At 59.2% G+C, this 14,879-nt stretch carries 18 protein-coding genes and 1 pseudogene; 1 reads left to right on the top strand and 18 read right to left on the bottom strand.

Features of this window, described 5'->3' with window-relative positions; all coding sequences use genetic code 11:
* A pseudogene (locus BKY27_RS20010) lies at window positions 1–113 on the top strand (IS481 family transposase); the annotation flags it as partial.
* Window positions 114–277: 164 nt separating this feature from the next.
* On the opposite strand, the gene hypB reads toward BKY27_RS20010, so the two are convergent.
* The 18 genes from hypB to BKY27_RS17870 form a co-directional block, all read right to left on the bottom strand.
* The gene (gene hypB / locus BKY27_RS17955; protein ID WP_211285985.1) at window positions 278–1,063 is read right to left on the bottom strand and encodes a hydrogenase nickel incorporation protein HypB; all 786 of its coding nucleotides are present in this window, start codon (window positions 1,061–1,063) and stop codon (window positions 278–280) included.
* A gap of 44 nt (window positions 1,064–1,107) precedes the next feature.
* Window positions 1,108–1,350: a hydrogenase maturation nickel metallochaperone HypA gene (locus BKY27_RS17950; RefSeq protein WP_037240029.1), complete on the bottom strand. Its 243-nt coding sequence runs from the start codon at window positions 1,348–1,350 to the stop codon at window positions 1,108–1,110.
* The gene (locus BKY27_RS17945; protein WP_051922140.1) at window positions 1,350–2,102 is read right to left on the bottom strand and encodes a sulfite exporter TauE/SafE family protein; all 753 of its coding nucleotides are present in this window, start codon (window positions 2,100–2,102) and stop codon (window positions 1,350–1,352) included. Before BKY27_RS17945 ends, BKY27_RS17950 begins: the two co-directional genes overlap by 1 nt.
* Window positions 2,102–3,139, bottom strand: coding sequence for a hydrogenase expression/formation protein HypE (hypE, locus tag BKY27_RS17940; RefSeq protein WP_407668425.1), 1,038 nt, complete (start codon window positions 3,137–3,139; stop codon window positions 2,102–2,104). The genes BKY27_RS17945 and hypE overlap by 1 nt, the downstream gene beginning before the upstream one ends.
* 5 nt (window positions 3,140–3,144) lie before the next feature.
* Entirely contained in the window at window positions 3,145–4,284 is a 1,140-nt protein-coding gene (gene hypD, locus BKY27_RS17935; protein ID WP_037240023.1) for a hydrogenase formation protein HypD, read from the bottom strand.
* Complete coding sequence (locus BKY27_RS17930; RefSeq protein ID WP_037240021.1) at window positions 4,281–4,574, bottom strand: HypC/HybG/HupF family hydrogenase formation chaperone; 294 nt, start codon at window positions 4,572–4,574, stop codon at window positions 4,281–4,283. Before BKY27_RS17930 ends, hypD begins: the two co-directional genes overlap by 4 nt.
* Window positions 4,565–6,910 carry a carbamoyltransferase HypF gene (gene hypF / locus BKY27_RS17925; protein WP_037240020.1) on the bottom strand — a complete coding sequence of 782 codons (2,346 nt, stop codon included), beginning with the start codon at window positions 6,908–6,910 and terminating at the stop codon, window positions 4,565–4,567. Before hypF ends, BKY27_RS17930 begins: the two co-directional genes overlap by 10 nt.
* Window positions 6,907–8,085: an NHL repeat-containing protein gene (locus tag BKY27_RS17920; protein WP_037240019.1), complete on the bottom strand. Its 1,179-nt coding sequence runs from the start codon at window positions 8,083–8,085 to the stop codon at window positions 6,907–6,909. Before BKY27_RS17920 ends, hypF begins: the two co-directional genes overlap by 4 nt.
* Window positions 8,082–8,951 (bottom strand): NifU family protein, encoded by an 870-nt coding sequence (locus BKY27_RS17915; protein WP_037240018.1) that lies wholly within the window; start codon window positions 8,949–8,951, stop codon window positions 8,082–8,084. Before BKY27_RS17915 ends, BKY27_RS17920 begins: the two co-directional genes overlap by 4 nt.
* A gap of 3 nt (window positions 8,952–8,954) precedes the next feature.
* Window positions 8,955–9,176: a hypothetical protein gene (locus BKY27_RS17910; RefSeq protein ID WP_071675840.1), complete on the bottom strand. Its 222-nt coding sequence runs from the start codon at window positions 9,174–9,176 to the stop codon at window positions 8,955–8,957.
* Window positions 9,177–9,185: 9 nt separating this feature from the next.
* Window positions 9,186–9,380 carry a hypothetical protein gene (locus BKY27_RS17905; RefSeq protein ID WP_211285984.1) on the bottom strand — a complete coding sequence of 65 codons (195 nt, stop codon included), beginning with the start codon at window positions 9,378–9,380 and terminating at the stop codon, window positions 9,186–9,188.
* A gap of 16 nt (window positions 9,381–9,396) precedes the next feature.
* Window positions 9,397–10,398: a hypothetical protein gene (locus BKY27_RS17900; RefSeq protein WP_100053154.1), complete on the bottom strand. Its 1,002-nt coding sequence runs from the start codon at window positions 10,396–10,398 to the stop codon at window positions 9,397–9,399.
* Between the two features lie 104 nt (window positions 10,399–10,502).
* Complete coding sequence (locus BKY27_RS17895; RefSeq protein ID WP_037240014.1) at window positions 10,503–10,823, bottom strand: hypothetical protein; 321 nt, start codon at window positions 10,821–10,823, stop codon at window positions 10,503–10,505.
* On the bottom strand, window positions 10,820–11,320 hold the full coding sequence (locus tag BKY27_RS17890; RefSeq protein ID WP_199559127.1) for a hydrogenase maturation protease: 501 nt from the start codon (window positions 11,318–11,320) through the stop codon (window positions 10,820–10,822). Before BKY27_RS17890 ends, BKY27_RS17895 begins: the two co-directional genes overlap by 4 nt.
* Window positions 11,293–11,604: a hypothetical protein gene (locus tag BKY27_RS17885; RefSeq protein ID WP_037240012.1), complete on the bottom strand. Its 312-nt coding sequence runs from the start codon at window positions 11,602–11,604 to the stop codon at window positions 11,293–11,295. The genes BKY27_RS17890 and BKY27_RS17885 overlap by 28 nt, the downstream gene beginning before the upstream one ends.
* A gap of 13 nt (window positions 11,605–11,617) precedes the next feature.
* Window positions 11,618–12,004: a hypothetical protein gene (locus BKY27_RS17880; protein ID WP_197060312.1), complete on the bottom strand. Its 387-nt coding sequence runs from the start codon at window positions 12,002–12,004 to the stop codon at window positions 11,618–11,620.
* A 68-nt stretch (window positions 12,005–12,072) separates the two neighbouring features.
* Window positions 12,073–13,674 (bottom strand): nickel-dependent hydrogenase large subunit, encoded by a 1,602-nt coding sequence (locus tag BKY27_RS17875; protein ID WP_037240008.1) that lies wholly within the window; start codon window positions 13,672–13,674, stop codon window positions 12,073–12,075.
* 22 nt (window positions 13,675–13,696) lie between these two features.
* Window positions 13,697–14,659, bottom strand: coding sequence for an NADH-quinone oxidoreductase subunit B family protein (locus BKY27_RS17870; RefSeq protein ID WP_037240005.1), 963 nt, complete (start codon window positions 14,657–14,659; stop codon window positions 13,697–13,699).
* Window positions 14,660–14,879 lie beyond the last annotated feature (220 nt).

Genomic DNA, 14,879 nt, shown 5'->3' with positions numbered 1-14,879 from the left:
CCGTATGGACGCATCTCTACAATTGGCACCGTCCGCACTCGGCGCTAAAGTCAAAACCACCAATCAGCCGATTAGGACTGGATCGGAACAACCTGTTGACGTTCCACATCTAGGCACGCAAATAATCCGGCAGGTGGAGGGGTCGCAATTCGATAGTCCATCTGCGGCTGGGTGGTGATCTTTTTTTTACACGGATTGGTGCGCTGCACTCACGATATGGATGAGGGTCTCACAGCAGTGACTTGACAGGAGAGGTAACTCACCAATCCGTTCAATTTCAGGCTTTCAATTCGGCCAGGCTCGAACACCATGCATCCATGCCATCCCCCGTTCGGGCCGACAGGCAGAAGATTTTCACTCCCGGATTGACCTCCAATATGTTTTGCCGACAGGCTTCTTCATCGAAATCCACATGCGGAGCCAGATCCATTTTGTTGATGACGACCCATTCCACGGCGCGGAACATATGTGGGTATTTGGTCGGCTTGTCTTCGCCTTCCGTCGTTGAAATCACAGCGATTTTCATCTTTTCGCCCAGATCGAACATGGCCGGACACACCAGATTTCCCACATTCTCGATCATCAGGATTGACCCGGTTTGGGGATCCAAAGATTGTACGGCGAAGGCAATCATATCCGCTTCGAGATGGCACCCGGCACCGGTGTTGATCTGGACGGCACGGGCGCCTGCATCGCGGATACGATCGGCGTCATTCGACGTCATCTGATCACCTTCGATGACCGCGATATCGGCTTTGTCCTTCATGCGCTTGATCGTCTCTTCAAGCAGCGTAGTCTTACCGGATCCGGGCGAGGAGACGATATTCAGGGCGATGACGCCGCGCCCTTCGAACCAGCCGCGGTTGCGGGTCGCGATTTCGTTGTTTTTGCCGAGAATTGCAGTTTCCAGGGAAATGATCTCGCCGCCCGGGCCATGGACATGCGGCTCATCATGACCGTGGTGATGGTCGTCATGAGAATGCGCGTGATCATGATCATGTCCGTGGTCATGCGCATGATCGTCCCGCAACAGGACTTTGACGCCGGTTTGAGAATCGGTCATCGAAACCTCGTTTGCAGGGTCGGCGCAGCCGCATACTCCACACATTATGCTTCCTCCATAAATTCTATTTCGCGTACGACGAATGTGTCGTTGTCCGCATCGATAAATCCCAAGGACACCCCGGAAATAGCGGTACTTTCGGTCACCAGATCCCAGCAAAAGGTCAGTGCGCCGCGTTCCACACAGGCCTGTGGGCCGATCGCCACGCGGACTTCCTTGAGCCTTCGCCCTTTGGCGTTTTCTTCTGCGATACCCGCAATGCTGCGGGCCAGTCCAAGCTCGTGCATCAACCAGTCCCCCAGGCCACTGGTCCGGTTTCCCACATGATTGACAGGCCGATGGCGACAACGACCGCAGCAATGGACATCTGCACGGCGGTATGAAGGCCTTTTGCGATTTTCGGCGCCTGGAGCACCGGCCAACCGACAACAACGGACATGGCCGCCATGCCAAGAACGGACCCAAGGCCGACCAGACCGACATATCCGACAGCCAGCCAGGGGTCGCCAGTTTTGGAGACCGCCAGCACGATGAGCCCGGACGATCCGGCCGCGCCGTGCAGCAGACCAATGAAAAAGGCTTTCAGGGGAAATCGCTCGGCGTGTACGTGGGCATGCGAGCTTTTGGAATGGTCGGCCACATCGGACGCGTGACTGTGCACGTGCATGTGATACCCCTGTCCCTCATGTTGATGGACGTGATAGTGCAGCCTGTCCTTGCGAAACCTGTGCACGACCTGTGCTCCGAGAAAAACCAGCATGACGCCAACAGCAAATTCGAACGTTGCCGCGCGCTGCTCATTGAGAACGAGGCTGAACACAATCACGCCAATGGACATGATCAGCAACGTCGCCGTGTGACCCAGGCCCCAGACGGCGCCTCGCAGCAGGAGCTTGTTTTTTCCGCCCCTGCTAAGCGTAATGATCGCAGCCAAATGATCTGCTTCGAGGGCGTGAACCATGCCAAACAGAAGACCCAAAACCAGGAACCCAGACGATGACGACGCATCAAGAAATGTAAGATTTTCCAGTAAGGCCATTAGCAAATCCTCGGAAGTTGTTCACCGACCAGCATGTCGACAATGCGCAGACCGCCAAAGACAGTTTTCATCACCACCGTTCGGGGATGCTGGGTGGTGGCCTTGCCGATGATCACGGCCTCGCGGCCCGCATCGGTGGCGTGCATCGCGGACAACGCCGCGTCGGCCTGATCCTCGGGAACGAAGATCACCAATGTACCTTCATTGGCCAGATAGAGTGGATCCAGCCCCAAAATCTCGCAAACGCCTTTGACTTCGGTGCGCAAAGGCAGAACGTCTTCGCCGATTTCAACGCCGACACCGGCAGCATCGGCGATTTCATTCAGGGCCGAGGCCAGCCCGCCGCGTGTCGCATCTCTTGCAACCCGCGTGCCGGGGGCAGCAGACAATATTGCCTCCATCAGATGATTGAGCGGTTGGCAGTCCGACGGGATTTCGGTGCTCAGCGCCATATCGCCGCGCGCGGCAAGGATGGCCGCACCGTGATCACCAAGCACGCCGTTGACGATGGCAACATCACCGGGCTGCACGGTTTCGGCCAACAGGTCGCGGCCCGGCGCGATCACGCCGATGCCGGATGTGGTGATAAAAACTCCATCGCCTGATCCTTTGCCGACGACCTTTGTGTCACCCGTCACAATGGCAACGCCCGCATCATCGGCGGCATTTTGCATCGACGCCGCGATCCGGCGCAGCGTCGAAATCTCGACACCTTCTTCGATGACAAAGGCCGCTGACAGCCACAGCGGTTTCGCCCCGCCAACAGCCAGATCGTTCACAGTGCCGCAGACAGCGATCTTACCGATATCGCCACCGGGAAATTCCATCGGGGACACCACGAACCCGTCCGTCGTAAAGGCCAGCCGCGCTCCGGGTACGGTGAGCGCATCATCCATCAGCCGCGCTTGATCTTCCATGCCGGGCGGACAGAAGACCGATGTGAACACATCCTCGATCAGGTCGCGCATCGCCTTGCCGCCCCCGCCATGGGCCATCGTCACCTTGTCGGCAACGACGCGTCTGGGCTGGCGGTCCATCGCGTTCATTCTACCGGCTCCAGATCAAGGCCGCCATATTGGTAATAGGCCGCGCAGGCCCCTTCCGAGCTGACCATCAGGGCCCCCAGCGGCATCTCGGGCGTGCAGCCCTTGCCGAATTGCGGACACGCGTGGGGCTTGATCCGCCCGGTCATGACGTCGCCGCAGGCGCAACCTTCCTGTTCTTCTGTGAACGATGTGTTGCGGCCGTAGCCGATGTTGAATTTCACCTCGGCATCGTATGCCTTGTACCGGTCGCGAATGCGCAATCCGCTTTCATCAATCTCACCCAGACCGCGCCATTCAAAGGTTGGGCGCGGCTCATAGACCTGCTCGCAGGCGGCGATGGATACCGGGTTGCCCTCGTTGGGCACGATCCGCGCATATTGGTTTTCCACCTCGGCACGGCCATCGCGGATTTGTTCCAGCACCATCAGCACCGATTGCAACAGATCAAGCGGTTCAAACCCCGCCACCACGATGGGTTTGCCATAGTCGCGCGCGATGAACTGGTAAGGTTCGGTGCCGATCACCATCGACACATGGCCCGGGCCCACGAAACCATCCAAGACCATATAAGGGTCATCCAGCAACGCCTTGATCGGCGGCGGCACGGTGATGTGGTTGCAGAAGATAGTGAAATTCGTCAGCCCATCGGTATCGGCCTGAAGGATCGACAGGGCCGTCGAAGGCGTGGTCGTCTCGAACCCAAGGCCAAAGAACACCACCTCGCGGTCGGGGTTGCGGCGCGCCAGTTCCAACGCGTCCAGCGGCGAATAGACCATGCGGATATCGGCGCCGTCGGCTTTGGCCTGCATGAGGGATTTCTTGGTGCCCGGCACGCGCATCGCATCGCCAAAGGTTGTAAAGATCACATTCGGATCTTCGGCGATCTGTACGCATTCATCCACGCGGCTCATCGGAAGGACGCAAACCGGGCAGCCGGGGCCGTGAATGAACTCCAGCCCCGGCGGGGTCAGCTTGTCCAGACCATAGCGAAAGATCGCGTGCGTATGCCCGCCGCAAATCTCCATGATATGAACCGGCTTTTCCTTGGTCGCTCCGATCTCGTTGGTCACGCGTTCGATGGCAGCCAGCACGCCTTTGGCGGCCACCGGATCGCGGAATTCATCAGCGTATTTCATGACGCTTCCGACAGCATGGCCGCACTGGCCCGCATCGCCTCTATCTCTTCCTGCGCTTCGCCAAGTTCGCGCAGGACCTCCAGTGTCAGGGCCGCTTCCTTTTCGTTGATCTTGCTCATGGCAAAACCGACATGGATCAAGGTCCACGTGCCAATCAAGTCCTCCAACGGGTCATCACCCGCGATGCAGGCCACGTTGACCTCACGTTTCACGCCCGAGATGTCGACCATGGCGAGCTTGCGGGTCGCATCCGAGATCTCGGTAATTTGTCCTGGAATTCCTAGGCACATTTTGCGTCCTCCCCTTGTGTGTTTGCCAGGGCAATCACGGCTTGCCCCAGTGAAATACCGCCGTCATTCGCCGGATAGTCGGAATGGCTCAGAACCGTCAGCTCTGCTCCTTCCAAGCCTTGATGAACCAGCGCGAACAGCGTCGCGTTTTGAAAACAGCCACCCGACAGGGCGACGGTGTCGATGGCCGTGTCTTTGGTCAGCCGCACCGCCATTTCGACAATGGCGCGGGCCAATCCCCGGTGAAACCTTGCCGAAATCGTGCCAATGGGTGTCTGCAGAACCAGATCGCCCAGCATGGCGCGCCAGACGGCCAGCGGCTCGATATAGGGCATGCCCTTGCCGCCCATCAGCGGTATTGAAAACGGATAGGCCAGATCATCTGGCTCGTTCAGCGCGTCAGGATCAAGGGCGGCCTCGAACAGGATCGCGGCTTCGCCCTCGTAATTCTGCCGGTCCCAAGCGATGCCTGCAATCGCGGCAGCGGCATCGAACAGCCGGCCACAGGACGACGCCAAGGGCGAATTCGTTCCAGACTTGATCATCGCATCCAAAGTGTCGCGAGGCAGGTCCCGCATACGGCTGAAGACCTCCAGATCGGGAAAGTTGATTGCAAACTCGCCCCAGCCCATCTCGGCCATCAGATGCGCATAGGCATTGCGCCATGGCTCACGCACGGCGGCCACACCGCCGGGCAGTGCAACTGGTTTCAGACAGCCGACCCGGCGATACCCGTGGTAGTCGCAGATCAGGAATTCACCGCCCCAGATCGTGCCGTCATCCCCCAGGCCTGTGCCGTCCAGCGCGATGCCTAGCACGTGTTCTGCGCTCAGGGGCCGGTTGTTCTCGACCAGGCACGCGGCGATATGCGCGTGGTGATGCTGTACCTGGATCACAGGCCGGTCGCCTGCCATCTGGAACCCGCGCTGCGTGGACAGGTATTGCGGATGCTGATCGACAGCGATTATATCTGGAGCATGATCAAAGAGGTTTTCGTATAGACCCAGATTGCGCGTCACATCCGCGTTTGTGGCCACATCCTCCAGATCGCCCATGTGCTGGGACATGATGGCGCGGGCGTCCTTGACGAGGCAGAATGTGTTCTTCTGTTCCGCACCGAGCGCCAGAACCTCAAGCGCGTCGGAAAACCCGGCTGGCAGTTCAAGCCCCTGCGGCGCATATCCACGCGCCCGGCGCAGCACGCGCGGACGGCCCAGATCGACGCGCACAACACTGTCATCGATCCGGTTGGCGATGTCGCGGTTATGAAGACAGGCGAAATCTGCGATATCGGCAAGACGGTCGCGGGTTTCCTGATTGTCGATGCATTGCGGCTGACCCGAAGGATTGCCGCTGGTCATGATCACCGGGCGCCCGATGCGCCGCAGGATCATGTGATAGAACGGCGTATAGGGCAGCATTACGCCAAGACGATCCAGACCCGGCGCGATCTCGCTTGGCAGACCGTTGGGCTTGGCCTTCAGCAGAACGATAGGTGCTTGCGGGCTCGACAGAAGATCGGCCTCGATCTTCGACACCTCGCAATACGCGCGCACCACATCCAGATCGCGGGCCATCAGGGCAAAGGCCTTGCCCGTGCGCGATTTGCGCCTGCGCAATTCGGCCACGGCCGCGGCGTTGGTGGCGTCACAAGCTAGATGCACACCGCCCAGACCCCGGATTGCGACGATGTGACCATTCATGATCATCCCGCCGGTGGCATCCACGTCATCCAGCATTGAAAACGCTTCGAGATTCACCGCGCCCTTGCCAAGTTTCTCGATCCAGATGTTCGGTCCGCACCGGCCACAGGCCACCGGCTGCGCGTGAAAGCGGCGGTCGACCGGGTTGGAATATTCCGCCTCGCAAGGTGGACAGAAATCAAACGGCGCCATGGTTGTTTTAGCGCGGTCATAGGGAGCGGCCTGCACAATCGAAAAGCGCGGCCCGCAATTGGTGCAATTGGCAAACGGATAGCGATAGCGCCGCTCAAACGGATTGCGGATTTCCTCCAGGCAATCGGCGCAGGTTGCGGCATCTGGCGTCACATTGCCTCGCATCTCGCCCTCTTGCGATGCGGTGATTTCAAATCCGCAAGGGGCTGGGTCGGTCAGGGGTGTGACATCGAGCCGTTCGATGCGCGCCAGCGGCGGCAGTGCGCTGTGCAGCCTGTCTGGAAAGGTTGCGACATGGTCCCCCCAAAGCTGGATCACTACGCCTTCGCCGGTGTTTTTCACATCGCCCGTCAGGCCCATTTCATGCGCCAGCCGCCAGACCGTCGGGCGAAAGCCTACGCCCTGAACCTGACCAGAAACGGTGAAGCGGGCACCGGTCATGTCGCCGCGTCCCAGATCAGAATGCGGTTGTTGCCGCTGTCGGCCACCGCCACCGTCGAGCCCAGAGCAGACAGCCCATAGGGCCAGCACACCGTATCGCGCTCGGCAATGCCCCAGCGGTTGTCGCCTTTGGCCGCAAAATCCGGCTGCGCCGTCAGCCGGTCGGCGTGGGCCGCCATACCGGTATCCTCAAATCCCAGAAGTCGTGAATTGGCCGTGTCAGCCACCACCAGCGTCGACCCAAGTGTTGCCAGCGCATAGGGCATATTCATCGCTTGTGACGTGGGATAATACGACGCCATATTGTGGTCGCAGGCGGTCATATCCGCCTGTCCCAGCACCGTGTCGCATTGGGTGCCGTTCTGGCCGGGAAACGCATCCCATATCATCACCCGGTTGTTGCCGGCATCTGCCACCGCCAGACCGCCTTGCCAGACGATGGCCATGTGCGGCCAGCGCATCGATACGTCCGAAACCGCCCCGCCCGCATTTTCATCCCGGCAGGTGAAATCGTGCTGTCCCAGAACCAGATCCGCCGGTTGACCCGTGGTTTGCGGATCGTCCCAGATCAGCACACGGCGGTTTCCGGTGTCGCATACGATCAACCGATTGCCATCCGCCGAGACCCCGTAAGGCCAGTGCATCGTATCAGCGCGCGCATGCGACAGACCCAAATTTGCCAGTGCGCTGTGGGCGTCAGGCTGACCAAGAATGATATCAGCCTCGTGGTCGGGACCGGTGGGCGTTTCGCGCCAGATCAGCACGCGGTGGTTCCACGGGTCGGCCACGGCCAGCCCACCCCGAAATGCAACGATCCCGGTCGGCACATTCACGGTGTTCGCAGCCACCGGGCCCTTGGCGTTTCGGCCCTCGCGGCCAAAGTCGGGCTGACCCAAAAGAATATCGGCAGGTGTGTCGTCATTTGTCGGGACGGTTTTCCATCCCAGCACCCGGTGATGCCCCGTGTCTGACACCCAAAGCGAGCCGTCCGGATGCAGGCACACGCCGCGCGGCCCGAACATCAGGTGCGGCGCGGGCGTGATCGCCTGTACAAGTGAACCGCCGTCGCTGCCCAAAATGACGCGGGCGCCCTGCCCACCCAACAACGGCGCACCGGGGGTTATGGTGCCGGGCGCCTTTTGCGGGCTGAACGAGCGGGACAGCGAGACTTTCACGCGATAATCCTCACTTCGATATTGGGGCCTTTGACCCGCACCGCGTGCGGCTGCAATTGCACCTCGGGAGCAGTCAAACACTCGCCACTCTCAAGCGCATATCGAAACCCGTGATGCGGGCAGGACAGGATCGTCTCGATGATATCGCCTTGGGTCATCTCAAGGCCCATATGGGCGCATGCATTCTTGAAGCAGCTTACCTTGTCGGCAAAGCGGGTGATGATCACTGAATGAGTGTCGATGTCGATAAAGCGCGTTTCGCCATCGGCCAGATCATCCAGCGGCAGCGCCGTTGTCCACTCGTTGTCGCCGTAATTTGCAAAGGGCGACGTGAACTGAACGCCGTCCGACCCGCCACCGCCCAGACCCTTGGCCTGTTTCACTTCGGTGATCTCGGGAACCTGATCCTGAATGGCCTTTTTGACACCCGCATAGAACGTCAGTTGTGACGCCGGGCACCCATCACAGGCACCCAGAAACCGAATTTCTGCGCGCTTGCCTTCGACCGCAGCGACCTCGGCATCGCCGCCATGGCTGACCAGGCTCGGGCGCACCGTTTCCAGCGCCGCCTCGACCCGTTCGTAGAGCGATGGCCGCAATATCCCGTGGCGGCGCAACACGGCGTAGACCACTTCATCCCGGGCCGCCTCTTTCAGGGCGTTGCCAAACTCTGGGTTGTCCTTAAGCGCTCCGATCAACCGTCGGAACGCCTCCTTGTTCAATGCATCTACGGCTTCAGCCCTTGCATGGGCTCCGTTGCGGGCCGCCTCATCCCAGCCGTCTGCCAGCATTTCAAGCGCCTTCAGATCGCCGATCAGGCGATCCAGAGTCGGCTCTTCGCCTTCAAGAGATGCGGCATCCGGCATTGCTTATGCGTATTTCAGATCGTTGAACAACACAGGCTGCACAGCGCCGCTTACAGCGCCTGCGGCGATGGCTGCCACCCAGATCGGTGCAAACAACCCGATGACGATACCGGCGATCACGCCGGCGCCAGCCCCCATCATCAACTGTCGGACCACGGTTTTGTTGTCTTTGAAAAGCTTGCCTGCAAAAAACAGTTTTGCAGAATTCATGGCCATTCCCAGCATGGCGACCTCCTAGATCAGCAAAAGAACAAGCGTGGTCACGACAACTGCGCCGCCACCTGCAAGCCCGCCGTAAAGCGCGCCCATATAGGCGGCCAGCTCTGCGCCCAGTGCATCTTTACCGATGCGCAGACCCGACAAGGCCCCTGCACCCAAGGCGGCGGCCAGGCCGGCGACCAGGGCCAAAATTACGACTATAGCGCTCAACTGTATTCTCCATTCATCATTGTAATCCGCTCCGTTCCAGAATTGTTGATGGGCCAAGGGCCGCGTTCAGTTCGGCAATGGCTTCGCTTACTGCTTGTGCCTTTTCGCCGGCCCCGCGCTTGGCGAATACGCCGCGCGCTTCTTCCAGCAGACGCACCGCTTCGGTCAGGTTGCCAAAGTTGCCGCCGTCGGGATTTTGCGGATCGTCCGGCAGGTTCGACAGGCAATTGGCTTTGTTCGCGATGGTGTTGGCATATTCTTCGGGCATGTCGCGGATGGTGCGCACCTTGAGCGCCTCATCATAAGCCTCTAGAGCGCGATATCCGTTTTCCACCCGGTGAGACGAGGACACGTACTGCAGCGCGTTGCCAAGGTTGTTTTGCAGCATCGCGTATTCGTTGGGATGGTCTATCAGGTTGACGACCGTCAACGCCTCTTCAAAGGCCTGCACTGCCAGCGCCTCGCGCATCTTCCCGGACTGGTCGGTGAACGGCATGGACAGGAACGCCGTGGCCAGGTTGCTTTGCAGGACCGCGAATTCCTTGGGGTAGTTGGTCTTGTCGAAGGTCCTGAGCGACCGCTGATAGGCGCTGATGGCAGGTTGGATCGGCAAGAGATGCATGCCCGCAAGTGTCTGGCAGATCAGACCAAGGTTCATTTCGGCTTCGGCCACTTCGGCGTCCGACCCTTCCGCAGTCAGGGTTGCAAGCGCGATCTCTATTTCGGATTTCGCTTCCTTTAGCTGCGTCGCATCTTCGGCGGGCACGGCCATCAGCGCTGTGGCCATACGCGCACGAATGCGGGCGACCCCCAGAACTTCGCCTTCCGGCGCAAGATCCATGGCAAGTTTGTAGAGATCCACGGCAGCAAAGATGTCTTCGGCACGTTCGGGTTTCTGCTGAAGCCCCATCGCGATTTCCATCAGCATCTCGGCCTTTTCGGCCTGCGTCGCCGCAGCCGTTTCGACCGCGGTCATGGCCGCCTGCACCTGCTGCTGAGCACGACTGATATTCGTCAAACCGGTTTCTCCCTCGAATCGAATCTGGTTCGATTTCTGTGTTCGACCGAGAAAAGCACTCAAAGCGGGCGCTGTCAACTTACTTGGTTTATAGAAAACTTAGTTTACACATCCTCGCCGCGCTGATCCGGCTTCAATTCTGCACAAAGCGCCCCTTTGCTGGCCTGCCACGCGACGGTCAGGCTGTCGGTTGCAAAGTCCAGAAGGTCTTGATCCTGGAAAACATCACGGGCCTGAACCACCCGATCACCTGCAGCATTCCGGACCTTCAAAAGGCACCCTCCGGCGGTTGCCTGATGCACGGGCATCACCAATAATTCATCCTGTTGGATCAGTACGATGACCGCATCAATGCCGCGGAAATAGGTGTCCACCACGGCGCAAGGCAGATAGATCGCACCATCCCTGATCGCGATCGTGCTCATGCCTCCGACCACGTATCGATCAGGTCCCGAATGCGGCACTCAACCGTCCGCGCCGCGCGAGAAACCTCGTCGCTCAGGCCTAACCCAAGCTCCAGCGTCGCGGCCTCGATCAACAGCACCGATGTCGTCTTGGGAAACGCATCACCATAGATACGGCGTCCTGCGTAAAGCGCATGATCCCACCTGAAATCATGCAGGTTCAGGCTGTTGTTGGGCGGTGCTTCCAGAACCTCTCCAGGAACCTCATAAATGGTGCCCGGCGACCCTTCGGGGACCCGGGCATCGACAATGATCAGATGCGTGGCGCCGCGTGCGCTGTACATGACCGACATCCCGTCGGTTCCGCCGTCGAATATGCGAGTGTGCTCCGGCACGCCGTTTTCGCGCATTTGAGCGATGAGATGCGGACCGACGCCGTCGTCGCTTCGGTTTGGGTTGCCGCATCCGATGACGACAACATCAAGCGGCATCAGATCCGCCACAGGCGGCAGGACCATTCCGGTTCGACCGGCACCATCAGTTCCGGCAATTCGCAGAATTTCGCATGGACCTTGTAGTACATGCAGGTCTCGCAGGGTTGCTCAATCTCGTCAGCCTCGATCGTGTGATCGGTGAAACCGGCGATGACGAGTTTCTTTTCCAGATCCTGACCTGCCTCGACCTGCAGGCGCGCCACGATTTCATTGACCTCTTCGCTGGTTCCGGCCCGTGGCCAGACCTCGGTTTCCAGACCCGAAGCCAGCATCTCGGCGATTGTTGCGCGAGTCTCGTCATCATCCATGTCAGCGCTCCTTTCAGATCCGCCACAGACGGCACCACCATTCCGGCTTTGCCGGGAGATCAAGTTCTGGCAGGTCGCACCAGCGCTTGTGCACCAGGTAGTACATACATTCCTGGCACCGCATCTCGTCTTCGCCGTAGGGCTGCAAAAGCCAGCCTGAGATCACCAGTTTTTCGCGCAGCTGATCCGCGCTCAGAGGCCGCAATTCGTCAAGCAGCGCACCGAATTCACGATCCGTTTCCGGAAAAGGCTCGACCTTGGTTTCCAGTCCTTCCGCGAAATGGTCCTCTATCATCTGGAGGAGCATTTCATGCCCCGCTTCGGCGGGTGTCAGGCCATATCTGTCCAAGTAGGCCTGGCGCTGCGCTTGGGTTATTGATGCTTCCGGATTTTCTGACATTCAGCTTCCTCCCTAATTGCCGGATGTCGTTTGGCCGGCAGATTTGATCCGCCGGCCAAACATAAACATCAGGCTGTTCGGAAGCGTGCCAGTTCATCACCGGATTTGGCATCATGCGCATGAACAGTACACACAAGGCAACTGTCATAGGATCGACAAACGTGACCGACCTCGACCGGATCCGCGCTGTTCTTGATCGGCGTGCCGATCAACGCTTCTTCGATTGGCCCCCGGGCGCCGTCAGATGTACGCGGCCCAACATTCCATGTCGTCGGCGCGATGATCTGGTAATTGGCGATCTTGCCGTCGCGTACATCGATCCAATGGCACAGCGCACCGCGAATCGCCTCGGTCGCACCCCAGCCCTGTCCGTCTTTTTCAGTTGGCTTTATATACCATTCGTCGTTCAACTGGAACTCGCGCAAATTGCGTTCGGCTTCGCGATAGAGAATGCAAAGCTCGTGCATCCGCGCAAAGTGGCGCAGCATCGTCGAAGCACCGCCCATCTTGCGGTACATATCCAGCACCAACCCGTCGCTGTGCTGGAAGTCATGGCCCGTGTCATTGCCCGCCACCAGACGCCGCGCCAGCGGGCCGGCCTCGAGGCGACCGCTTTCGGCATGCGACACGGCCGTCGACCAGGAATACTTGCCCTCCGGGTCGATGGGGTTCTTGCTCACTGGGTTCGTGGTGCGGTCGAACGGGTGGACCGCACCCGCCGCCTCGTCGTACCAGGCGTGCTGCGTGTCTTCGCGGACAAAGGACTGGTCCATCGGGCTGAATGTGTCGGATGCACCGTCGTAGATGCCCGATTTCATGATCACCGCATCTGAGCGACCATCAATCGTGGGGTTCTGATACTTGTCCTCGTGGGGCAGATACCCCCATGTAGTGAACCGGCCGTGGCCTTTACCGTACTGGTCAAGGCCAATGTCCTTGGACATGCGCCAGAACAGGCCCAGATCAGAATTGGCGTGCTCGGGCTTTTCGTCCAGCCATGCCTCGAATTGCTCCAAGGTCTGGATTTCTTCGTAACGCTCCATTGAGCAGCCGAGCCACAGTGGCTCGATCCAGTTCTGACGGAAATGCTCCAGAATAGACCAGGCGCGGGTGATATCCGTAAGTGTCGGAGAACACATGACGCCGCCAGGCACCATGAAGGACGAATGCGGCCACTGACCGCCCAACAGCGCGTAAATCTCGACCGGACGGCCGGAGATTGTCACGCCTGCTTCATAGGATGTGCCGGTAAACGGGGAATAGCGTTTGACGGCTTCCTCGTAAAACGGGCTCATCGCGTAGTTTTCGTTGGTATAGTCGATCATCCACAACCCATAATGGTGGCGCGGCAGGGACTGCAGAGATTCCACGATCTGGCCGAGGTTGCGCGCCAGAATGGCGTTGCGCGGCACGGTGGTGCCCCAGGCAGTATCGAGTGCCCAGGCTGCGCAGGTCAGGTGTGACGCACCGCAGATCCCGCAGGCGCGCGGCGTGACGACCAGACCGGCTTGGGGGTCCTTGTCTTTCAGGATGACTTCGAACCCGCGAAACATCTCCGCGTGGGTCCAGGCGTTGGTGACAACGCCGTTTTCAATATCGACCCGGACATCCAGATCGCCTTCGACGCGGCCAACCGGCGAAATGTCGAGTGTTTCTACTGCTGCAGACATAATTCTCTCTCCCAATTCGCAGTTAGACTACGAAGATATCTTCCTCTGCCCACGCAGGTGCCGCGCCTTTGGCGGCGGAGGTGAGCTTGATGTAACCCTTCTTGTCCACGCCCTCGGGCATGTCCTTGGGTACACCCATGACGGTTTGTGTCTTGAAGACCGTTCCCGGCGCCAGATCAAAGAACGGGAACTCCGGTTCGGTACAGCCCAGGCAGGGCATACCCGCACGGGTTTTTGACGAATGGCGGTTCCACAGGATGCGATTGCAGGGGCTGTGAGTCATAGGACCACGACACCCCAGATCGTAGAACAGGCACCCCTTGCGCTGGCCGAACGCCGTGGTCGACACCTTGTAGGCAAAATGCATGTTGCGCGTGCACCCGGTCTGCGTGAAAGAGGAAAAGAACGTTTTGGGGCGATGGAATTCATCCAGCGTCAGATCACCGGCCCGACCCGTGGCAACCGCCACCAGAATCTGCGTTACCCAGTCAGGGTGTGCCGGACAACCCGGAATATTGATGACAGGCAATCCGGATTTAGCGGCAAAACCTTCACCCAGTGCGCCGCCCTTGTCGCGCTTGAGAAACTGCAGGCCGACGCTGTCGGACGGGTTCGGCGCCGTCGCCGGAATGCCGCCATAGGTCGCGCAATCGCCGATCGCCACGACAAAATCAGCAACCGCTGACAGCTCTTTCACCCACTCCTTCATCGGGCGCCCGCAGAACCGGTTCCATTCGCCGGTGCCGTCCGGCGCATTGATGACGGTGCCTTCGAAGACAAAGATGTCCAGCTTGATCTCGCCAGAAATACACTTCTCGACGATCGCTTTGACCTGATCGCCCAGTTCAAGCCCGAGGGAGGGTTGCCAAAGGACGTTGATCCCAAAGTCAGTGACCAGATCACATGCGCTTGGTTCCTCTGCATTCAGGAAAGACATCGTGTTGCCGGAACACGCGCCCCCCTGAAGCCACAACAGGTTTGCCATTTTTCTTCCTCCCAAAGACTATCATTCCTGCCGCGACATCCTCGCCTCAGAGCCAGGCTTGTTGCTTGTCGACCCTGCGAAAGTCGCGGCATTTATGGTGGAAGTGTGTACCGTTGCGCACAGTCGAGCAAATCAACACTAGCGGTCAGCGCGGCGATTTCTGGTAACAAAGTGTAAACTGAAAACTAAGTTGCCATGGGGGAATGTAAACTTGGCTGAC

It is taken from the genome of Nioella nitratireducens, assembly GCF_001879715.1.
In the GTDB taxonomy this organism is placed as follows: Bacteria; Pseudomonadota; Alphaproteobacteria; order Rhodobacterales; family Rhodobacteraceae; genus Nioella; species Nioella nitratireducens.
Note: the sequence above shows the minus strand (reverse complement) of the source record. Positions and strands in the feature narration are given on the sequence as shown.